Origin of the sequence: Collinsella sp. TM06-3 (genome assembly GCF_003436395.1) — a bacterium.
GTDB lineage: Bacteria > Actinomycetota > Coriobacteriia > Coriobacteriales > Coriobacteriaceae > Collinsella.
Genome location: NZ_QSPG01000013.1, coordinates 5,177 through 26,616 on the forward strand (window position 1 = coordinate 5,177; position 21,440 = coordinate 26,616).

At 56.4% G+C, this 21,440-nt stretch carries 17 protein-coding genes and 2 tRNA genes; 6 read left to right on the forward strand and 13 right to left on the reverse strand.

What is annotated here, in order from left to right; translation table 11 throughout:
- Positions 1–927 precede the first annotated feature (927 nt).
- Entirely contained in the window at positions 928–1,827 is a 900-nt protein-coding gene (locus DXD56_RS06440; RefSeq protein WP_199411559.1) for a TraX family protein, read from the reverse strand.
- Between the two features lie 299 nt (positions 1,828–2,126).
- On the opposite strand from DXD56_RS06440, the gene DXD56_RS06445 reads away from it, so the two are divergent.
- From DXD56_RS06445 to DXD56_RS06465, 5 genes are all read left to right on the forward strand, one after another.
- Positions 2,127–3,353, forward strand: a complete 1,227-nt coding sequence (locus DXD56_RS06445; protein ID WP_117640621.1) for a tyrosine-type recombinase/integrase — start codon at positions 2,127–2,129, stop codon at positions 3,351–3,353.
- Between the two features lie 176 nt (positions 3,354–3,529).
- Entirely contained in the window at positions 3,530–3,739 is a 210-nt protein-coding gene (locus DXD56_RS06450) for a hypothetical protein (protein WP_117640622.1), read from the forward strand.
- 409 nt (positions 3,740–4,148) lie between these two features.
- Positions 4,149–4,382 carry a helix-turn-helix domain-containing protein gene (locus tag DXD56_RS06455; protein WP_117640623.1) on the forward strand — a complete coding sequence of 78 codons (234 nt, stop codon included), beginning with the start codon at positions 4,149–4,151 and terminating at the stop codon, positions 4,380–4,382.
- Positions 4,382–4,804, forward strand: a complete 423-nt coding sequence (locus DXD56_RS06460; protein WP_117640624.1) for a hypothetical protein — start codon at positions 4,382–4,384, stop codon at positions 4,802–4,804. The genes DXD56_RS06455 and DXD56_RS06460 overlap by 1 nt, the downstream gene beginning before the upstream one ends.
- Before the next feature lie 2 nt (positions 4,805–4,806).
- Positions 4,807–5,298: a hypothetical protein gene (locus DXD56_RS06465; protein ID WP_117640625.1), complete on the forward strand. Its 492-nt coding sequence runs from the start codon at positions 4,807–4,809 to the stop codon at positions 5,296–5,298.
- Between the two features lie 646 nt (positions 5,299–5,944).
- Here the strand turns inward: DXD56_RS06465 and DXD56_RS06470 are convergent.
- From DXD56_RS06470 to DXD56_RS06525, 12 genes are all read right to left on the reverse strand, one after another.
- Positions 5,945–6,020 (reverse strand) — tRNA-Lys (locus DXD56_RS06470).
- 28 nt (positions 6,021–6,048) lie between these two features.
- Positions 6,049–7,329: an aminopeptidase gene (locus DXD56_RS06475; RefSeq protein WP_117640626.1), complete on the reverse strand. Its 1,281-nt coding sequence runs from the start codon at positions 7,327–7,329 to the stop codon at positions 6,049–6,051.
- An 89-nt stretch (positions 7,330–7,418) separates the two neighbouring features.
- Positions 7,419–7,994 (reverse strand): hypothetical protein, encoded by a 576-nt coding sequence (locus DXD56_RS06480; protein ID WP_117640627.1) that lies wholly within the window; start codon positions 7,992–7,994, stop codon positions 7,419–7,421.
- Positions 7,995–8,873: a phosphoribosylaminoimidazolesuccinocarboxamide synthase gene (locus DXD56_RS06485; protein ID WP_117640628.1), complete on the reverse strand. Its 879-nt coding sequence runs from the start codon at positions 8,871–8,873 to the stop codon at positions 7,995–7,997.
- A gap of 118 nt (positions 8,874–8,991) precedes the next feature.
- Positions 8,992–10,437, reverse strand: coding sequence for an ATP-binding protein (locus DXD56_RS06490; protein WP_370446008.1), 1,446 nt, complete (start codon positions 10,435–10,437; stop codon positions 8,992–8,994).
- A gap of 131 nt (positions 10,438–10,568) precedes the next feature.
- Positions 10,569–11,291 carry a response regulator transcription factor gene (locus DXD56_RS06495; protein ID WP_006236208.1) on the reverse strand — a complete coding sequence of 241 codons (723 nt, stop codon included), beginning with the start codon at positions 11,289–11,291 and terminating at the stop codon, positions 10,569–10,571.
- Positions 11,292–11,444: 153 nt separating this feature from the next.
- On the reverse strand, positions 11,445–12,656 hold the full coding sequence (locus DXD56_RS06500; RefSeq protein ID WP_117640630.1) for a twin-arginine translocation signal domain-containing protein: 1,212 nt from the start codon (positions 12,654–12,656) through the stop codon (positions 11,445–11,447).
- Positions 12,656–12,919, reverse strand: a complete 264-nt coding sequence (locus tag DXD56_RS06505; protein ID WP_117629999.1) for a TIGR03905 family TSCPD domain-containing protein — start codon at positions 12,917–12,919, stop codon at positions 12,656–12,658. The genes DXD56_RS06500 and DXD56_RS06505 overlap by 1 nt, the downstream gene beginning before the upstream one ends.
- Before the next feature lie 113 nt (positions 12,920–13,032).
- The gene (locus DXD56_RS06510) at positions 13,033–14,832 is read right to left on the reverse strand and encodes a GGDEF domain-containing protein (RefSeq protein WP_117640631.1); all 1,800 of its coding nucleotides are present in this window, start codon (positions 14,830–14,832) and stop codon (positions 13,033–13,035) included.
- Complete coding sequence (locus tag DXD56_RS06515; RefSeq protein ID WP_158549080.1) at positions 14,829–15,665, reverse strand: ABC transporter substrate-binding protein; 837 nt, start codon at positions 15,663–15,665, stop codon at positions 14,829–14,831. Before DXD56_RS06515 ends, DXD56_RS06510 begins: the two co-directional genes overlap by 4 nt.
- A 141-nt stretch (positions 15,666–15,806) precedes the next feature.
- A complete protein-coding gene (purB, locus tag DXD56_RS06520; RefSeq protein WP_117640633.1) occupies positions 15,807–17,153 on the reverse strand; it encodes an adenylosuccinate lyase in 1,347 nt (448 codons plus the stop codon).
- Positions 17,154–17,578: 425 nt separating this feature from the next.
- A tRNA-Gly gene (locus tag DXD56_RS06525) sits at positions 17,579–17,653 on the reverse strand.
- A 297-nt stretch (positions 17,654–17,950) separates the two neighbouring features.
- Between DXD56_RS06525 and DXD56_RS06530 the strand changes: the two genes are divergently transcribed.
- Positions 17,951–21,382: a SpaA isopeptide-forming pilin-related protein gene (locus DXD56_RS06530; protein ID WP_117640634.1), complete on the forward strand. Its 3,432-nt coding sequence runs from the start codon at positions 17,951–17,953 to the stop codon at positions 21,380–21,382.
- Positions 21,383–21,440 lie beyond the last annotated feature (58 nt).

Here is a 21,440-nt window from a genome sequence, read left to right on the forward strand (position 1 = left end):
CCAGCGTTCATCCTGAGCCAGGATCGAACTCTCCGTCCAAAATATTCTGGGCTTCGAGCCCGTCCGGTCCTCTCAGTCCATCGCTGATCGGTTCCGTTCGATTCATATGGTTCTGTATAGGAAAAGGAATTTCTCGGGGCCGCCTCTCGGCGGCCTTGCGAAAAACAAATCCAAGTTAGACCATTTCAAATGGTTCGATGTCTGCCCGGATGCGACACTCGTAAGTGTCCATCCTCGCAGTATCCGGTTCTCAAGGTGCACGCTCTGCGGTCCATCCGGTTCGACCGGGCCGCGCGGCAAGGAGATATATTGCCAGACCGGAGGGCCCCCGGGGGCGGGAATCGCGCACTCCATATTTTGTTCACAATTGTATAGGTCCCTCAGTTGCATCACTGGGGTTAAAACTGAAGCATTGGCTTCTGATATTGGCGATGACCAGCTGTTTTATGAGTATTGAGACATCGGTCATCTCTGGAGCGTTACTTTACTCCAAAGGCATCAGCTATTTGTTTCCCATCGGTAAAAGGCGGGTTTTGTTCGCCAAGCGTTCTTATATATAGATAGATACGGGTTCGAACCCATGAAAGGGCGACAAAAAAAGACGGCCAACCGAAGTTGACCGCTTTCTATTCTATGCTGGAGCATCCAGAGGGTGCTTCCGAACTCGTTTTCTCGCTGCCATTCAGGCTTTCGAAGCATCTTTCGACCTTCGCAGTCTCATGTTTTGAGGATCTGCTGTGTTTATCACTGTTATCAATGAGTGTGTGGAAGTGATCCTCATACAGATTCATGCGATCCGCCAGAGAACTGAGAAGCATCTTTCTGCAGCCCTCGTTGTCTATCCTCGCATCTCTCAGGTCTTCCGGAAATTCACAAGCAGTCTTAGGGTCAATTTGTTTCTGCTTTCAGAGACTTGTTTGAGAGTTTTTAAAGACAGTTCAAAACAATAAGCGAGACACCATAAAGCAGAGCAAGATGTGCCGGATAGAAAATGTAGAAGAAATATTTCAGCTTCAGCCCTCGCTTGCCATTATAAAGATTGATAAGCAACAACGAAATTATCGCGGCAGCAACATCAGGATTAAAAAAATTAGCTGTAGTGAACTCAAATCCGCCGCCAATTATATGGCATGACGAAAAGAGCACTGCACATACTGCAGCAAAGAACATCTTAGCTTCGCTGTCGTGGAATAAATAGAATGCAGCCACAAGCAGAATGCCATACGCACCGCCATCCAGCTTAGTGTATTCAGCTGCCAGTGCTGTCAAAACAATCAGAGCAATTTCTGCAATGTGCCTCTTCCATTTTGAAAGACTTTGTATCTTTTCCAGAATAATCAAAAAGACCAAGGAAAGCAGGAGCTCATACATAACATTCTGTTGCCGAAGGTCAAATAGCTGCCCGGTTTGAACGAAATCATATATGGGCTCCGCAATGATTGCGAAGACAAGCATATTTCGCAGGTACTTCTTTATGTCATGAGTATGCAAAAATCCCTCAACTATCAAAAAGCAAAATAAGGGAAATGCAATTCTGCCAAGAACATGAAGCACATCCGAAGCCTCGCTTAGAATCGCCCACTGTTCGTCTGATATCTGATTGTACGATGCGTGAGTCATGATTCCATTGGTCAGGACGATCCCGCTTACATGATCGAGAACCATCGAGATGGCCGCTATTATCTTTAATGTGCTGCCGCTAATTCCGTATCTATCTGTTTTCATTTCTTTTTCTTTTCTATGGTGGGCCGTCAGGGGTTCAGCCTGCTCCGCAGGCGGCCGCTGCGGCGCTTTCGCGCCTTGCGCGCTGCGCTGGCAAACGCTCACGCGTTTACTCAGCTCCGCGCACCGACGGGTTCGAACCCATGAAAGGGCGACAAAAAAAGACGGCCAACCGAAGTTGACCGTCCCAACAATCTTTGGGTGGGCCGTCAGGGGTTCGAACCCTGGACCTTGGGATTAAAAGCGAAATCCCGTTTGCTTTAGGGCTTTGGCAGTGATACCTTACACCCACTCTGACCTGCGGTTTCGTTCGACTAGACGGACTGCACGGCCTGAGTGGGTTTGTTCGACACGGGTACTCCGCGCGGTACGCAGCGGGTACACGCCGTGATTGTGGGGTCTCGATGAAGCCAACGCGCTACTACACCTCGTCCTGCCTGCTGCCGTATCGCAACGGCGGTTGGCGCGGGCGGCTTAAATTCAAGAAACAAGATGGCACGTACGGGCAGGTCAGCAAGGTCATGATTGCCAAATCGAAACGTGCTGCTCAGGCCGAGCTGAGGGAATGGCGCGTGGAGATGGAGGAGCTCGCGCAGAAGAAGATCAAGCTCGGCAGCATGGCCCACAAGACCGTAAAAGACCTGCTAGATGGTTATATCGATATGCTCAGCGCTTCAGGATCGATTGAATCATCGACCGTCTATGACTATCGCGGCGCAGCCCGACTCGTCGAACGCAGAATCGGCGGCATTGAGTTCGATTCATTGGACGTAACCGCCGCTCAGAATTGGATTAACTGGGCGGTCGAGGAGGGCTATAAGCCGTCCACCATCCGCAAAAGCGTGACACTGCTCAAGGCCGCATACCGCGATGCCGTCGGCAGGCTTCGTGTGATCGATTACTCCCCCGTCGATTGCGTGCGCGTGCCCAAAGCCCGCCACCGTGAACCAAACGCATTGGACGAACGCGAGCGCGGAAGACTGCTCACGTTTCTATCCATCGCTCGTGATTGCCCCGAGAACGTCGGCATCTACCTCGCCCTGCTCACGGGTATGCGGCGTGGCGAGCTGCTTGCGCTCAGGTGGCGCAACGTTGATTTTGAACAAAAGATGCTGCACGTCAAAGCTTCCATCGGGTTTGGAGAAAACGGGCATTACGAGAAGGAACCCAAGAACGGCGGAAGTCGCAGGAGCATTCCCATGCCCGATGAAGTCGCGGGGATCCTTACTCGCCGTCTGACCGCCGCGCGAGCCGAGTGCTTTAAGGCGGGCGTGCCGTTCGAGCAGTCGATGTTCGTGTTGGGCGGTCCTGACGGAGAGTTCATGGCCCCTGAGCGCCTGTCGCGTCACTGGGCCGTCACGGTTCGGCAGCTGGGGCTGGTGGGCTCGGAGGGCGAGCCACCCAAGTTCCACGACCTGCGCCACACGTTCGCTACCGCAGCGATCCTCGCGGGGACGGATATCAAGTCCGTATCCTCACTCCTGGGACACGCCAACGCCGCCATGACACTGAACATCTACACGGGCGTCAACGCCCAGGCGAAGCGCACGGCGATGGACGCAGTGGCTGCCACGATGACAGCGGCGCCGCCTACCGCCGAAATTTTGGAGCTGCGCGCAGCCGGTGAATAGGGCTACATGACGTTCAGATGCCTTTATTTGCCCCTGAATAACAAAGACCGTCCATCGGCTCCACGCGCTCTTCTTTAGCGCCGCAAATCGGCTCTAATTCGAGCAAAAGACCAGCTAGACAGCTGTTTCTTATAAAGACCAGTCGGACTATTGGGACAATGAAACGGAGGTGAATCATGCTCGAATTCAGGATAAGCGGCGAAACCGCTGAGGTCGACTGCTTGGCAGACCAGCTGGAAAGGGCAGGCTATGTCGTCAGGCGCTCGAAGCCCTATCGCAACAGAGATGAGGAAGGCTGTCGGGTCTATCTCGAACTGGACGAGGATAAGGTCATGGGCTGGATGCTTGCCAACCTTGGAAAAGCATCCCTAGACGATCCCTCATAAGGCCCGCCTTTCGGCGAAGGCGAAAGGCGGGCCCGAGCACGGAAACCCACCGTTTGGAGCGGGACATACGAAGTCGGGCGAAATGGCCGTAAGGGTAGTTTTTCGAAATACGCAAGAGTCGTACGCTGCCGTACAAAACTGCGTTTTGCCCGTCCGCGTACACGCCGAAACCTGCGGTTCGGCGCTTGTTAGGGCTCTGCCCTAAAACCCGGCGCCCCGCGGGGCGAAACCCATGTTCTTGAAACCGTGCCACAACAGATGCGGAAACCCTGTCGCCAAAAAATGTCACCGATTGTCACCCCTTGGCACCAAATCGGTCCGCATGATGCCAACAGCCGACATAGCCTTGTTGTAGCGGGATAAGCCGCACAGTCTTCAACGGGCCATAGAGCCCAGAAAGGAGTCGATTATGCATAAGTCAGAGGAGGCCATCTTGCAGCGTTTCCGCTTGGGTGCCTACGACACGCTACCGCTACTCATCACGCCCACTACCGCCGAAGCGGCAATCGGCATTAGCGCCAAGCACCTGTTGAGAATGGTCGACCGTGGCGAGATCCGTGGTGTTCAAATCGGACGTCGCTGGAAACTCAACCGCGATGATCTGCTTGCGGTCTGCGGGCTTCGAGATAAGGGTGCGGCCTGATGGGGCGCGAGATAACCAATCTCGAGGCCATCGAAGCCGCATGGTCAGTGCAGCTACCTTCCATGCTGCTCGATATGCCTATATCTAGCAGCGAAGAGTTTATGCGACTCCGCGCCGCTCGAGGCCCCAAGACATACGCCGATATGGGTGTTTGGCTGGGTCTATGTTCCTTGGCGTCTCGGCACAAAGGGCACGCATTGCCACTCGATTATGGCCTGTTGGCGCAATGGCTGTTTGACAATCAAGGCAAGTCGACCGTTGCAGCTGAGCACGTCAACGCTTTGATAGCAGCAGGACTCGCGTTTGCCACCGAGGATGAATGGCTTATGCTGCCTGCAATCAATGCCGCGGTGGTGCGTCACGGAAAAATGATCGTCGGCGGCACCCGTGGCGGTCGGCCCAAAAAGAAGCGGAGGGGATAGCAGTGGCTGACGACCCACCGAAAAAAGAAGTGCCGTTGGAATCATCACTTCCAACGGCACCAAGCATCACTCAGGATGCGATTAGCATTGTAAATACTATATCACGTGAACGGTTCGCACAGCTCAGCGGCGTTGAACCGCCACAAATCTGCGCTGCTGCAACGGAAGCCGAGGAAGCCGCCAAATCGCGGCTATGTGCCGACAAAAGTGATCGATGGCTATATCTCGCCGCGAGGGGCAAGCTTGAACTTCAGTTGCTATTAGAAATACGACGATATGAGCGCATCGGCTCACGCAAGGGCTGCTATGCGGTTTGTGGTTTGAAAAAAACCGACATCGAACTGGCCGAGTTCTTTAACGCGGCGCGGCCGAGCGTCTGCAAAGCGCGAAAGGCGTTGAAATCAAGGCATCTCATCGACTCGGTTGACGGCATACTGCAACTCCGATATGCAGCCATCCTCGATGCCGCCAAGTCCATGGGATGGAGCGACTAGGCAGCCGTCCCGCAATAGATGCGGGACGGCTTTTCAGTGTTCAAAAGGGTGGGTTTAAGTGTAACGTGAGGTTACACCAGCCTGTAACGTGACGTTACATCTTCTGTAACGTGACGTTACATCTTCTGTAACTTGAAGTTACACTTCCTGTAACGTGAGGTTACACATGTGTAACGTGAGGTTACATTTAACCCACCCTTCAAAGGGGGCATTCAAGCGTCTCGAACCGCAGGTAGAAGCGCCGTAGGTGTAACGTCAGGTTACATTCCATTTATATATAAATAAATAAGTAATAGATATAGGGCTTCAGTGCATCAACGACCGCCCATCACACCACACCGGCATACCCGTGCCCCGAAGCTCGCGTTCAACTCCCTTTCGACAGCCTGGGGCTACCCAAGGAGCCCCTACGGCTATCGAAAGCGCGCAGAACGCTCGCATACACTCGGACCGTCCTCGGCCCCCACGGACGGATGGACGGACGCATCGGCAACGATCTATCCGTCCGACCATCCGGACGTAACGCCCTCTACGGACAGGCCAGAATTATGGAATCCACGTGATTTGAGGGGTACCGTTTTGGGTACTCGCGGGGTACACAAAGAAAAAGGTCAGAGACAACACCGTCTCTGACCTGCGTAAACTATGGTGGGCCGTCAGGGGTTCGAACCCTGGACCTTGGGATTAAAAGTCCCCTGCTCTGCCAGCTGAGCTAACGGCCCGCGGGTGGCATTGTACCACGGTCTGGGACTATTCCCAACTCCATTGGCCGTTCTGGAAAATCACAACTTCACGTCCATCAGGCGTAATGCCCGTAATATCGATGTCGTCCGTGCCGATCATAAAGTCGACATGCGTGCTCGATACGTTAACGCCATGCTCCAGGAGCTCCTCCTTGGACATGTCATACCCGCCCTCGATGCACTCGGGGAAGCCGACACCCAGCGCAAGGTGGCAGCTGGCGTTCTCGTCATAGAGCGTATCGTAGAACAGAACGCTACTTTCGCGGATCGGCGTGTTCTTGGAAATGAGCGCGACCTCGCCCAGATGAGCGGCACCTTCGTCGGTGTCAATGATGCTCGCAAGCGTCGCCTTGCCCACGCGGGCGTCGTAGTCCACCACACGGCCGCCCTCGAACTTAATCCAAAAATCGTCGACCTTGTTACCGTGGTGGATGAGCGGCATGGCCGAGTAGACGATTCCGTCAGCGCGCATGCGATCAGGCGAGGTGAAGACCTCCTCGGTGGGGATGTTGGGGAAGAAGGGATGTCCATCGGGCGTCTTACCCTTGCCGCCGGCCCACTCGTGACCCTTCGTCATGCCAATCGTCAGATCGGTTCCATTTGCCGCGGTGTAATGCAGCCGGTCAAAACGATTGTCGTTCAGGAAGCGCAAGTTCTTTTCGAACGCCGCGTCATGAAGCTCCCAGTCGCTCTCCGGGTCCTGGCCATCGGCGCGAGCGGTGTGCAGAATCGCATTCCACAGCTTATAGATTGCAACCTCATCGGCGTCTCCCGGGAACACCTCGCGTGCCCAAGCCACGACCGGAGCGCCGGCGATGCACCACGGATTGATGTTGTAATCCAGTCCACGGCGGAAAACTTTGCACTGCGTATTCCTCGCCTTGGATGCCGCGGCCGGCTTGGCTGGATCGATGCCCTTGAGGGCTGCAGGATCCGCACCCTCAATAAAGATAAAGCAGGCACCGTCCTGGGCCAGGGAATCCAGCTGCAGGCGCTTCCACTCGGGCGTCTGCTCAAAATAGCTTTTATCGACATGCTCGTACGTGAGCCTCGTCACGGCATCATCGGCCCAAATGACCGTCACGTGACCAGCGCCGGCGGCATAAGCCTCCGCGACCACCACGCGGGCAAAAGGCGCGCACTCGACCGGAGACTGAACGACGACCTCCTGACCGGATTTGACGTTTACTCCCTTGCGGACGACCAGGCGCGCGTAGTTTTTAATCTTGGGCTCCAGGGCCTTCATGCCCTCCAGAGCCTCTTCGACCGTCAGGGCAGCTCGAATCATGTGCCACTCCATCTATCTATAGAACAGTAAAAAGGCGCGCCGCAAAAACGACGCGCCTTATATCTTAGCGATAAGTATGAATGCAAACGCTACTTCTTCTTGGAGTCCTTCTTGTCCTCCTCGGCAGCCGAGCGCTCGATAAGGGCGTTGAGCTTGTTCTCGGACATGCCCTCGGCCTGCGCGCGGTACATGTTGCGCAGGGGACGAATACGAACGAAGTCGTAGATAAAGTCACCCAAAATGATGACATAGGACAAAACGATGCCGACCATCTGGACAGGGCTGGACACCATGCCAGCGGGAGCGAAGTACAGCGAGGCCCCAATTGCCACGACGAGCACCATGCCAATGGCGAGCACAATCCACCAGATGCGACGGCGCTTGGTGTAGTCCTCGTCCTGCTTGAGGAGGATATTCGACACCGTATAGATGCGGTCCTCCTTGGCGCGCTGCTTAGCCTTGCGGGCGCGCTTCTCCTCTTTAGAGAGGCCCTCGAGGTTCTCGCCCTTCTCGAGCTCTTTGCGGCGTGCCTTAGACGAAGCCGGCACGACGCGAACGGAGCTCGCTGCTTGGCGGGCGGGCTTAGCAGATGCGGCAGACTTGCGCGCAACCCCGGTAACTTCGTGGGATTGCGTGCGCTTGTTCGTGGCGCTACGGGTACTCACTTATGCGTTCTCCTTCATGCTTGTGAACTGGGCGCCCGTGATGATCTGGAAGGCCTCGCGATAGCGCTCGGACGTGCCATCGATGACCTCGGCGGGCAGGTGCGGGGTCTCCCCCGTCATATCCCAGTTGGCTTTGAGCCAATTGCGGACGAATTGCTTGTCGTAGCTAGGCTGGATCTTGCCCTCCTCGTAGCTGGCAGCAGGCCAGAAACGGCTGGAGTCGGGCGTGAGGCACTCGTCGATCAGTGTGACCTTGCCATCGATGACACCAAACTCGAACTTGGTGTCGGCAATGATGATGCCACGGGTCGCGGCGTACTCGGCAGCGGCCTTGTAGATCTTGAGGGAAAGGTCGCGAATCTGCGTGGCGATGTCCTCGCCCACGATCTCGCAGCAACGCTCGAACGAGATGTTCTCGTCGTGGTCACCGATCTCGGCCTTCGTGGACGGCGTGAACAGCGGCTCAGGAAGCTTGGAAGCCTCGGTCAGGCCCTCAGGCAGCTGGATGCCGCAGACGGTGCCGTTCTCGTCGTAGGTCTTCTTGCCCGAACCGGTCAGATAGCCGCGGACGATGCACTCGATGGGAATCGTCTGGGCCTTCTTAACCAGCATGGCGCGGCCAGCGAGGTAGTCACGATACTCAGCAAACTCCTCGGGGAAATCCGCCGGGTCGATGGAAACGAGATGGTTGGGGACGATGTCGGCAAACTTATCGAACCAGAATGCCGAGATGCGATTGAGCACCTCTCCCTTAAACGGAATCTCGTCGGGAAGAATGAAGTCGAACGCAGAAATGCGGTCGGTGGCGACCATCAGCAGGTTTTCACCGGCATCGTAGATATCACGAACCTTGCCACGGGAATCCGGACGACGCTCCATCGTTGTCACGTGAGTCACTCCTTACCTAAATACGACAGAAATGCGGGTTCTTTCCCGCATGTTTTCGCAAACTCGGAGCGGCAGGGACGCAGCCCCTCCTTCACCGAATAGCGAAAAGCTAGTGCTCCATTGTAGTAGATGCCGAGTCTGCCGTGTGCTCGCGGGGCAGATGAATTGTAAAAGTCGTACCCTTTCCAAGCTCCGACTCCACGGATATGTAGCCATGGTGACGCTCGACGATCTGCTTGGTCACGGCGAGGCCAACGCCCAGGCCACCAGCTTCGCGGGCGCGGCTGGCATCGGCGCGCCAAAACCGCCCGAAGATGCGCGACAGATCGTCCTTGGCAATACCGATGCCGGTATCAGAAACGGCAATGCTGACATGCTTGCGGTCACTGAGCACCGACACCACGACCCAACCGCCCTCGGGGGTGTAGCGCATGGCGTTGCTCATGAGGTTGATAACACATTGCGTGATCATGTCGGGATCGGCCTCGACGACATCGTCGTGACCCTGGGTCTCGTCCGCAAAACGCAGGCGCAGATCGCGGTCGACAAACAGGCGCTCCTGGGCATTGACGATGGAACGCACGAAAGGAACCATGTCCACCGGCTCAAGGTTGAGCGGAGCCGTGCTGTTTTCCATGCGCGACAGGTCGAGCATCTGCTGCACCAGACGAGCCAAGCGACGCGTCTCGGAAGCAACGGTCTCCAAATGCTCATCGTCGGTGGGATACACGCCATCTTGCATGGCCTCGACCGTTGCGAGCATGGCCATAAGCGGCGTGCGAAGCTCGTGTGCAACGTCTGAGGTCAGGCGCTTCTCGTGTTTCATATCCTTCTCGAGCGAAGTGGCCATCTCATCGAAGGTCTCACCCAGCTGATCGATCTCGTCATCACCGCGCAGTCCCGTGCGAGCCGACAGGTCGCCGTCACGGATTTGCTTTGCGGTACTGGTGATGCGATGAATCGGCTTGGTGAGCATGCGCGACACGAGCGATCCGATAACGACCGAAATGCAGATTGCAACAACCGCGGCGAGGGCCATGGCGTTAAAGGTCTTCTCCCTAAACGCAGTGTCCGCCTTGGTGAGCAGAGCGTCGGAGCCGATGGCCCACAGCTTTACCTGTCCGACATGCTCGCCGGAAGACGTTACAATCTCGACGTTAGCAACGCTATCGGAGTCGGTTGGAGCAGACGAGACCGGGCTATGCGATGCCCTCTTGCCGCTCGTTTCGTCGGTCGTAGCCTGGTTTTCGCGTACATCGGCGGTGGCGCTTGCCGAGGGCCAGGAATCGTCATAAACGATCACGCCCTTTTTATTGACGACCTGCATACCCAGATCGTCGGAAACCAAACTCGACGTTGCAACCGTGCGCAGTTCCCCCGCGGTCCAAGAGCCGTTTTCCTCATATGAGGTTGCCAACTTCTCGGCAGCGGAATTTGCGATTTCTACGATATTGGAGCGTGTGTAATCCGAAAAGACCGTGCCCCACACAACAGAGACCACGCCCACCAGCACCAATACCGTCATGAGCGATGTCAGAGCAAAAGCAAGTGCCATGCGCGAGGGATAGCTCATCGTTGGCCGTGAATCGGAACGAGGCGTGTTCCAACTAGCCTTGGAACCCGCCTCGCTCTCCTGCTTGTGCTTTTGTCCGATTTCAAAGCGCGCAGGTGTCATATGTGATTTCCCTATTTCTCGTCCGACTTATCGGTCTTGGCCGGAGCCTCGAAGCGATAGCCGACACCGTGGACGGTGTAGAGCCACTTGGGCTTCTTGGGATCATCGCCCAGCTTGGCGCGAAGGTTCTTCACGTGGCTATCGATGGTGCGCTCATAGCCCTCAAAGTCGTAGCCGAGCACCTTCTCGACCAGCTCCATGCGGTTGTAGACGCGACCGGGGTGACGGGCAAGCGTGGTGAGCAGCTTAAACTCGGAAGCCGTCAGGTCGACTTCCTTGCCCTCGACCAAAATCTTGTGGCCCGAGATATCGATGACCAGATCGCCGAAGTCGAGTACCTCGACGGCTGGCTCGTCGGCCTGATGGGCACGGCGGAACAAGGCGCGTACGCGCGCGACAAGCTCGCGCGGCGAGAACGGCTTAATCAGATAGTCGTCGGCGCCGAGCTCAAGACCGATAATACGATCCTCGATCTCGCCCTTGGCAGTCAGCATGATGATGGGGACATCCGAGGTATCGCGAATGGTGCGGCAAACGCGCTCGCCGGGGATCTTGGGGAGCATAAGGTCGAGCACGACCAGGTCAAACTGATGCTTCTCGAACTCCTCGATCGCGGACTGGCCGTCGCCGACACCCACAACCCAGTAGCCTTCGCGCTCGAGATAGGCAGCGACGGCGTCACGGATTGCCTTCTCATCCTCGACCAGCAGAATCTTTTTTGCATCTGAAGCCATAACACGGCCCCCCTGTCTCAATCAGCTAAGAACAAGCCCATTTTAACGCACCTGAGCCCGCCGGATGCCACTATGACGCGGCAGCTCGGCGGGCGGTGCTCACAATTACAACGCGTTTATTCCCCTGTTGGCGCCTTTTTAACCCCTCTAAGCTTAAAGAGAGAATAGGCGTGCGGTGACCGTCTCGGGTATACCCTGGCTGTTGCGCACCGTGGCGTACGTAAGGAATGAGTCCGATTTTCCCGCCGTAGCTGGATAATCGCCATATTCCAAAGCACGGTCGGGCGACAGCAGCGAGCCATAGGTCTTGGCAGAGGTGTCGATCAGGAAATGCGATGCCTGCACCTTAACAAGGTATTTATTCTTCTTGCCAGCCGCACATGCGAGCGGCTCGCGTGACAGGAAGAGGTACGGCCCTCCCTCATTACCGATATACGTGCCCATATTGCCCAAGCTGCCCACGCCACTATAGGTCGCCTCGATAGAAAACACGAAGGTATCGCCCATATATACGGCCTCGAAAGGCGAGACTGACGAGGGAAGAACTAGCTGGGCACGTTTGGTGTTGTTGCCGTCGGTCAGATCGATTGCCGTTATGCCGTAGTAGACGCCTTCGTCGTTGCGGACACGCGGCGAGATGGTCAAAATGCCGTCGCTCGCACGCGGGGCCGATGCAAAGCGGCCCGTCGATTTCCAAATTGTCTCGGCCTTGGATTCATCAAGCGAGCGACGATAGCAAAACGAATCACTACTCGTTTTATTGCCGCCTGCCGAAGGCATTTTATACCAGATGACTGATGACCCGAACGCCGTAAACAGTGGCGGATCATAGTCCTTGCCACCCCGATCGAGCTCAACCACGTCGCCAGAGAGCGAAGCGCCCGACAGATTTTGAGCGTAGAGTTTCCACGATGAATTGGCAAAGTTCATCTCGACCCACGCAAACACGCCATCGCCGGCACGGACATCGTAAAATGCATATCCCGTGCCCTCGATAGGATCCTCGATTAATGTGGTAAGCGAACCATCGCCCAGGTTGAGCACACCAAGCGTATTGGCATGCAGGGCAGAAGCAGGCGCCATCATCGCCGCGGCGTAATCGCCGTCGCAGTAGTACAGCAGCGTACCCAGAGGCAGCGTCCACGACGCCGCCGGCTCAAGATCGATGTCGACTGCCTCGTACTCATCCGTAATCGAGATGATTTTGGAATCGTCCTTGATAACCTGCGGCTCGCCGGCGGCATCATCGCTGGTGCCCGTTTTTTTCGAGCATCCGGCAAGCACTGTGGCAGCGCCCGCGGCAGCCCCTCCGAGCACAAAGCCGCGGCGCGATATTCCGTTCTTGACGTGGTCGGCGATACCCATTAGGCGATCTCGGCGCGAGCGGCCTCGATAGCGCGTGTAAGCTGGTCGGCGCAGGAGGTCTTTTTCATACCGCAGGTATTACCAGCGAGAACCTCGATTACACGATCGGCAGGAGCACCCTCGACCAGCTTAGAGATAGCCTTGAGATTGCCGTTGCAGCCACCGGTAAACTCGACGCCCACCACCTTGTTGCCGTCATCGGACAGGTCAAGGTGGATATTGCGAGCGCATACGCCCTGAGGCTTGTAATCAAAACTAATCATTGCGTTCCCCTCTCGTAAAGCAATTTCAGACGTCTATTATCCCCGCCTGGGCCGACTTATTATCGCAAGCACCGATTCAACATCCTACGATGCATGGACTCGCGGGGGCAAGATTAGCAGTCCGCACCCTGTGCGTGGACCGTGCGCTTCTCCCGATACATATTGTGGTCGGCGACACGATATACATCGGCCAGCGTATTTCCAGCCGTCTCGACGGTCGCCACGCCAATCGATGCGCTGACCGTCAGGGCCTCATCGCTTACCGCGGCAAGACCGAGACGAAGATCCTGTTCCAGCCCGAGCGCAGACTCGTTGTCAGTATGGGGGCAAACCAGCAAAAACTCGTCGCCGCCAAGGCGCATCGGCAGATAATCCGCACCAGCCACCCGCCGCAGCACGGACGCCGTCCGTCGCAGCAGTTCATCCCCCATCTCGTGACCATAGATGTCGTTGGTCCGCTTGAGATAATTGCAGTCCAACATAATCACGCTCACGGGCAAGTCCTCGTTTACCAGGCTATCTCCGCGCGATTCAAGATAGTTGCGGTTGCGAAGCCCCGTCAGTTTGTCTTGATATGACAGCTCCTCGGCATGCTTGACCATCGATATGTTGTGCGTCGCCACGACGACCGACTCCAGCCGTCCTTGCTCATCGCGATGCTGGGGGACAACCTGTAGCGAGTACCAAGCGCCTCGACAATCTCGCACCTCGGCAGCCAAGTACGGTACGCCCTCCATACGTTCACGAAGCGAACTTACATCTACGAGTCCCACAACCGCTTCGCGGCTTTCGGGGCTCACGATATCCCGGCAGACCGTGTCCATAAAGTCATATGCCTCGCTGTGCTCGGCAAATATTTTCGCTATCGCCGGCGACATATTGATCCCCTCGATCTCGAGGGTGTCGAGATGCAAAAGGAAGGTCGAATCGTAGATGGCGCTTATGGCATTGATAATGCCGAGCTGTTTATCCTTTTCGACCAAATTGCGGTGGTCAACGATATTTCGAGCCAACAGCACCACGACCCAAAACGCAAGACACACCAAGACGCCGACGGCGACAAATGAAATCCTGTCAGACATGACCTCAGATTTGGGATATAGCGCAAACAGGCGGTAGTCCTTATATGCCGCACGCACGGCATACCATTCGTCTCCTCGATATTCGATGCGCGTCAGGCCGTCGTCTTTCCACTCAACTCCTACGCTGGTGAGGAGTCGGGCGAGCGACACGTCAGCATCGGCACTGTTGGATGAGACAATCTCCGCATCCTCCATAACAAGCACCGTGGGACCCTGGTGGAAGGTACTGTTCGAAAGCACGTCGGCTATGGCATATGAATAGTCGTCCGCCGTATCGGAAACAAGTGAGCGGTATGCCAGGGCAACGCCGTCGCCATACGGAACGGCACAGACGGCAAAAACGACACCACGGCGCTCATCGACAGTTGAGTAGGTCGCTTTGGAACCTTGATACATCGATGCGACCGGCGAACAGGCCAACTCATCTCGCCACAACATGAGCGGATCGCGACCATCGATGTCGTAGTGGGCAGCCATATGGCCATCGGAGTCCATGACCATCAGCCCCGAAAGGTTCTCGGCATGGACAAATTGCTCGATAAGATCGTCGTTAACCTCAACGCGATCAGAGGACAGGAACGTCGCAAACGATTCGACCGCGGCGAGCAAATCGTGCGTCGCCTCGGTTTTTCTCCCCTGTTCGTAGCGGTCATATTTTTCGCAAGCGTTCTCCAAAAACACCATGGTTTCTTGGCCAAACCCAAGCGTTTTTTCGAGGCAGCGATGGGTTCCAACCGTATACAACAGGCCTAACAAGACGGCGCTGACAATAACGCTGGCAGCTATGACGTTCAGAGTCTTTCGACTCAAGCGGTGCTCATCAGTTGTCATGAATTTCCTCCTTGCCCGCCCGTCGTCGCTCCTGTCTTGTAATTGCCCACAATACGGTCAATCGTGCCATCTCGATCCATGTCGAACAGCGCGGTATTGAGATCCTTTACGACCGATCCTTCATAGCTGTCATCAAACGCGACGCCCAGGTCAACCGTCATAACATTGTCGGCAAACACACGGTAAACGCCGGGATACTGAGCAACGAGTCGGTCAAGCGACTGGACATCCGCCATCCAGCAGTCAACGTACCCTTTGACTAGAGCGGCTTTGCAGAGTTCGGCAGAGCCATATGATTTGATTTGAACGTCCGACGAGACCCCCAGATCCCCCGCAAGCAATCGGCGTTCACTCACCGAACCCGCAATCACCGCAATGGTCTTACTTCCATCGAGATGTGCCAAGGACTTGATGCCACTCGTTTTCTTGGCGGCAACCGAGACCGTCACGGTTAGATACGGCTCGGTCCAGTAATACTTATCCTCGCGATAACAGGGAGAATAGTCACACCACAGGCAATCGATATCACCGTTTTTGAGCAGCCGGTCGCGATCGTTCCAGTCAATATCGACAAACTGTGGCTTGAGCCCCGCACGCTTGCAGGCCTCGCGGGCGATGTCGATATCGATACCGGCGTAATCGCCCGTGGTATCGACATACACATAGGGGTCGTTATCCGTAACGCCGATTTTGAGCACCGGGAGATCTCTATCGGCTTCATTCGAGGAGGAAGAACTGCTTCGAACGGTATACGTCAGGGCGCCCGCAAAGACGGCAACAAGGAGTATGAGCGTAAACGAGACGATGGTGGCCCGCTTGATGCGTCTGGGCACGTGCCCCCTTTCATCGAAACAGCAGTCGGAGTTCATTTTATTACCCGGGCGCATATGCGACAGTAAAAAAAGCGCCTCGCCCAAGACGGGCAAGGCGCCAAAGGTTGAAATGCATCCGCAAGCGGTCGAATTAGGTTAACCCTACTCGAAGCTCAGCTGCTCCAGGCGATCGAAGACCGTATCGATGCGGGTGAGGAAGTCCCACGGATCAAAAATCTCGTCGAGCTTCTCCTGGCTGACGGTGCAGCGCGGATCGGCCTCGAGACGCTCCTTAAAGGTGGGGCCAGAGACACAATCCTGCACCTCGTGCCAGGTGGCCATGGCGTTCTCCTGCACAATGGCGTACGCATCCTCGCGGGTGATACCCGTATCGACGAGGGCAAGCAGGACCTTGGAGGAGAAGATGAGGCCGCGGGTCTTGTTGAGATTGGCCATCATGCGGGCCGGATACAGCTGCAGGCCGTCGATAACGCGAATGAGGCACTGGAACATATGGTCAAGCGCGATGAAGCTATCGGCCTGGGCGACACGCTCGGCGGAAGAGTGCGAAATGTCGCGCTCGTGCCACAGGGCGACGTTGTCGAAGGCGACCTGGGCGTTGGACTTCACGACGCGCGACAGACCGCAGACCTTCTCCATGGTGATGGGGTTGCGCTTGTGCGGCATGGCGGAGCTGCCCTTTTGGCCCTTGCGGAAGGGCTCCTCGGCCTCGAGTGTATCGGTCTTCTGCAGGTTGCGGACCTCGGTCGCGATGCGCTCGCAGGTGGCCGCTGTAGTGGCAAGCACGCCGGCAAGATAGGCGTGGTGATCGCGGCTGATGACCTGCGTGGACAGCGGGTCGTGAACCAGACCCAGGTGCTCACAGACGTACTCCTCGACGAACGGCTCGATGGAGCTGTAGGTGCCGACGGCACCGGAGATGGCACCGAAGGCAACGTTCTTGCGAGCATCCTCAAGACGATCAAGGTCGCGCTTGAGTTCCCATGCCCAAGAGCCAAACTTCATGCCGAAGGTCATCGGCTCAGCATGGATGCCATGGGTGCGTCCGGCGCAGAGCGTATTGCGCTCCTCGAAGGCGCGGCGCTTGCAGATCACGCCGAGCTTCTTGACGTCCTCGATAATCAGGTCACACGCCTGAGTAAGCTGATAGCACAGAGCAGTATCACCCAGGTCGGAGCTGGTCATACCGTAGTGAACCCAGCGACTAGGCTTGGGCTCGCCCTCGGGAACATCGGCGTCGATATATTCCTTCATGTTGGTCAGGAAGGCGATGACATCGTGGCGCGTGACCTCCTCGATCTCATCGACCTTCGCCTTCTCAAAGTTGGCATGGTCGCGGATCCACTGGGCTTCGTCTTTAGAAATGCCGATCTTGCCGAGCTCCGCCTGGGCCTCGCAGGCCAGAACCTCGATCTCCTGCCAAATGGCATACTTGTTCTCGAGGGAGAAGATATGTCCCATCTCCGGGCGGGTATAGCGATCGATCATAGCGGCTCCTTTTTGGTTATTGGCACGTTGGTCGTAACTCAACCATTGTACCGTGCGCGGGTGCGAGTATGGGCAGCAGGCATTAACCTAACATTTTGGAATTGGAGCGGGCAACGGGACGTCCGCGTATTTGCTTCGCAAATCCGCACCGGCTGCGGTCGACAAACCTGGGTCCGGGGAGACGCGGGGGCGAAACCGGTCGAATCTGTCGTTCCCGAAATCGACCTCGGCTGATGGAGCGGGCAACGGGACGTCCGCGTATTTGCTTCGCAAATCCGCACCGGCTGCGGTCGCCTATCGGCGACCTTGCCTGCTCGCTATAAACGCTTCGCGTTTATTTAACGCTCGCACCCTGTCGGGTTCGAGTCCCGGCACTTTATTGAAGAAGGCACAGTAACGAAACGTTACCGTGCCTGAAATTCGAATGGAGCGGGCAACGGGACTCGAACCCGCGAGTGTCAGCTTGGGAAGCTGATGCCTTACCACTTGGCGATGCCCGCATATGTGGGGGATAGTATAACGCGGTTGTCTTGTTCGATACAAGGGTGGCGATGCTTGTTTTAGCTGTGGAGATTCGTTTGAAAATCGCGTCAATTGTGGAGACGAGGACCTTTGACTTCCTGTTCACCTTATCTTCTACCTGCGCTTTTGCTTGATTGTTGTATTTGAGCTCAATTTGTCAGGAATTGGGCAAGCTTTTGGTCAGGCTCCGGTACTTACCCGCATGAACCTCGGGGGTAGCCTCATCCTACGCGTCGCAACCTCCCCATGCGGCGCACGAGGGATAAGGAGCAGCCATGTCCAACGCACCCACGCACTCTGTCCACAGCGCAATCGCAACAGGTCCGCTGCTCCTGCTCCTCTTCCTGCTTTTCGGCTGTCTGGCACCGGGAGCCGCATTTGCCGTCGATGGCTACGACCAGCTCGGCTTCCGCACTATTAGCGATGATTGTGGGCCCTTCTTCATCGGCAAGTATGAAGCTCAAGACGCCTCGATTGCCTACTGCATGAACCAGGAGCGCCCCGGCCCCACCAAGCCGGGCGGCCCATGGCTCAACTTTGATCAAGGCTGGGTGTGGCTCGACGACGAGTTCGCGGCAATCGTTTGTCACGGATATCCTACCGCCACGTCGTTTGGCGGTTACCATCTTTCACCCGATCGCGCCCGCGCCGCCACCCAGCTTGCCGTATGGATGCTCAACGGCACTACCCATGTCGACGGCACCTACTCCTACACGACCGCTCAGGGCAAAACCAAGAGCGGGCACTTTACCGCCGACAATGAAGTCGTGGCGGCTGCGCGGTGGCTCCACGACAGCGCAAAATCAGGAAGCATCAAAGCCGCTCCGCACCGCGCGCGGCGCTATATAGGAACCGTATCGGGCGGCAGCAAACGTCAAGACATGCTCTATGTACTGCCGGCGGTCTCTGTTTCCTTCCAAAAGCAGTCTGCAAACGCTGCCATTACCAGCGGAAACAATACTTATCAGTTTGACGGGGCAACATTCGATGTTTTTGAGAGCGCCAGCGGCGCGCATGTCGGCACCGTCCAGATGGACAGCAACGGTCGAGCGCAGGCAACACTCCTACCCAACACGGCATACTACCTAGTTGAGACAACAGCGCCAGCTGGTTATATCCCCCTGCACGATCGCATTGCCTTTACCACGACGAATAACGGCGGATACGTCACCATTGATGAACAACCCGGCACCATTACCTTGCGCATTGTAAAGCTCGACGCCGCAACGAATGCAGGCCCCCAAGTTGGGGCTTCGCTCGCAGGAGCAGAATTCGTGTGCGTATCGCAATCAACCCCTGGATGGACACAAACTCTCAGGACCGATGAAAGCGGTCGAGCTACCCTCACCGATGTCCCCCTGGGAACCTTTACCATCTATGAATCGAAGGCGCCCGAGGGCTATTTGCCCTCCGGTGACAGTTGGTCTTACACCGTTGGAGCCGACCAACTCGGCGATTCAGGCGTGGTCGAGATCGAATCTCGCGTTTCCGATATCCCCATTGCGTTTGACCTTGAGATTTCCAAATTCAAGGACTACGGCAATAGCGATCAATCCGGCCTGGAGCAGCCGGCAGGAGATGTTGTCTTTGAGGTTGTCAGTAACAGCTCTCAGCAGGTTGTTGGCACACTGACTACAAACATCTATGGCTTTGCCTCCACCAAAGACCAGCCCGAAGCATGGTTCGGCACAGGCAAGCGACCAGCCGGTGTCCACGGAGCCGTCCCATACGACCGCGCCGGCTACACCGTTCGCGAGGTTCCGGAAACCGTCCCCGAGGGTTTTAAACGTGCAGGGGAATGGACCGTCGGGGCCAATCAGATTTCCGACGGCGCCGAGCTTCAATATATCGTGGACAACCACGCTCTGTCGACGCATCTCCAGATTGTAAAACGCGATGCCCAAACAGGCGCTTCTGTTCCGCTAGCCGGATTCACCTTCCAACTCCTCGACAGCAATCACAAACCTGTCTCACAAACATGCTGGTATCCAGCACATAATGTAATGGACACCTTTACGACTGACGCGACCGGCACCGTCACACTGCCCGAATCGCTCGTGCCGGGCACCTATTATGTACGCGAAACCTCGGCCAAAGAGCCCTATCTTGTCGGTGAAGAGATCGAGGTAAACATACCCGCCGACATGAACCTAACGCCCATTGCAATCGCCTCGTATTATGACCACGCCGCGACCGGAAACATCAGGATCGTTAAAACCGATGCCGTAGACGGCAGCAGCCTCGCGGGCGCCATCTTTGAGATCCGTGCCTCGGGTGATATCGTGCGCCCCGACGGTAGCATTGCCGCGCTCGACGGTGAGACCGTCGCGACCGTCGCGACGGATGAAACTGGAGAGGCACGCGCGGACGACCTCCCGCTGGGATCTGGCACCGCACGCTACGAGGTTGTCGAGACTCAAGCGCCGACCGGCTTCTTACTCGACCGGACGCACCACATCGTCGACCTTACCTATGCCGACCAGAAAACACCCGTTGTGGAAGCACGGCTTAACGTATCCGACGATTACACCAAGGTTGATATCTCCAAGGTCGATGCAAGCGGAGAGCAGGAAGTGAAAGGTGCACAGCTCACCTTATATGGTCCCGATAAAACCGAAATAGACTCCTGGACCTCATCCGACAAGCCACACCGCATCGAACATCTTGCACCCGGCACCTACTCGTTGCGCGAAACGATGTCTCCGCGGACCTATGACCTTGCCGAGGAGATAACGTTTGAAATAAAGGATACGGGAGAAGTCCAATCCGTCGCGATGAAGGATGCGCCCATCGAGATCAAAGGACAGGTCGACAAGCGTCAGGAGCTTGTCCAACCTATCGGGAAGGGTCTGCTGGCCAACGGCGATGGTAAAAATCGCGCCGCGACGCAAACCAATACGGACGGTCTTTTCTCCTATACCATCGACGCTCGAAACGATTCAGCTACCTGGGTTGATGAGTTTACGATTACCGATGATCTTGAGTGTGCCAAAGACGGCACGGCGAGATTCGTCTCAATCGAAACCCCCGTCGCCATCGGCGACCTCAACGGTCTGTGCAACGTGTGGTATCGCACGACGCCGTTGGACTCGACAGACGTCGATGGGCCGGCAAACGCGACGCTTGACGATGGGCACGAAAATCCTTGGCTTGAGTCCGACGAAGTAAAAGAGAGTCTGGGTGAGGATTGCCGCCTCGTCGATTACGACGGCTGGCACCTCTGGAAGGCGGATGTCTCGACCACGGAATCCACCACACTCGAGGTGAAAGAACTCGACCTTGCATCCAATACCGTCGTAACGGGCATTCGCATTGAATACGGTGCAGTAGCCGCCGACTTTACGACTCGAAGCGATGTGGATTCTTGGACCCGTGATGATCTCAAAGATGAGCACGACGACCTTGACGATGCCAAAGCAATCCTTGGCACAGACGCTCGGGGCGCAGCCGTGCACATGCAGGCAACGTCGGCTTATACGCCCCAAACCGCACTCACCAACAGCGCGCGCGTCGATCTTTGCCGCAACGGCGGCGGCGATAAACTTGAGTCACATGACGAGGACCGTGTCATTCAACGCTGTACCCTACCGCAGGACCTACCGGCAACAGGATCAGTTCCCATCGCCGCCTGCATCACCGCGCTTCTGACCTCGGGTGCCGCAGCCTTATGGTTCGCTCGCCTTAGGTCGATCCCAAAGAAGCGCTAGCGCGATAAAAAAGCGGTCGAGCCAGTCCCCCGGCTCGCCCGCTTTCAATCATTTATAT

Excerpts from the sequence above, each read along its gene's own strand:
- DXD56_RS06530 (WP_117640634.1), top strand. The coding sequence starts at position 17,951 with ATGTCCAACGCACCCACGCACTCTGTCCACAGCGCAATCGCAACAGGT.
- DXD56_RS06460 (WP_117640624.1), top strand. The coding sequence starts at position 4,382 with ATGGGGCGCGAGATAACCAATCTCGAGGCCATCGAAGCCGCATGGTCA.
- DXD56_RS06505 (WP_117629999.1), bottom strand. The coding sequence starts at position 12,919 with ATGATTAGTTTTGATTACAAGCCTCAGGGCGTATGCGCTCGCAATATC.
- DXD56_RS06495 (WP_006236208.1), bottom strand. The coding sequence starts at position 11,291 with ATGGCTTCAGATGCAAAAAAGATTCTGCTGGTCGAGGATGAGAAGGCA.
- purB (WP_117640633.1), bottom strand. The coding sequence starts at position 17,153 with ATGATCGATCGCTATACCCGCCCGGAGATGGGACATATCTTCTCCCTC.
- DXD56_RS06490 (WP_370446008.1), bottom strand. The coding sequence starts at position 10,437 with ATGGCACTTGCTTTTGCTCTGACATCGCTCATGACGGTATTGGTGCTG.
- DXD56_RS06475 (WP_117640626.1), bottom strand. The coding sequence starts at position 7,329 with ATGATTCGAGCTGCCCTGACGGTCGAAGAGGCTCTGGAGGGCATGAAG.
- DXD56_RS06485 (WP_117640628.1), bottom strand. The coding sequence starts at position 8,873 with ATGGAGCGTCGTCCGGATTCCCGTGGCAAGGTTCGTGATATCTACGAT.
- DXD56_RS06510 (WP_117640631.1), bottom strand. The coding sequence starts at position 14,832 with ATGACAACTGATGAGCACCGCTTGAGTCGAAAGACTCTGAACGTCATA.
- DXD56_RS06500 (WP_117640630.1), bottom strand. The coding sequence starts at position 12,656 with ATGGGTATCGCCGACCACGTCAAGAACGGAATATCGCGCCGCGGCTTT.
- DXD56_RS06445 (WP_117640621.1), top strand. The coding sequence starts at position 2,127 with ATGAAGCCAACGCGCTACTACACCTCGTCCTGCCTGCTGCCGTATCGC.
- DXD56_RS06450 (WP_117640622.1), top strand. The coding sequence starts at position 3,530 with ATGCTCGAATTCAGGATAAGCGGCGAAACCGCTGAGGTCGACTGCTTG.
- DXD56_RS06455 (WP_117640623.1), top strand. The coding sequence starts at position 4,149 with ATGCATAAGTCAGAGGAGGCCATCTTGCAGCGTTTCCGCTTGGGTGCC.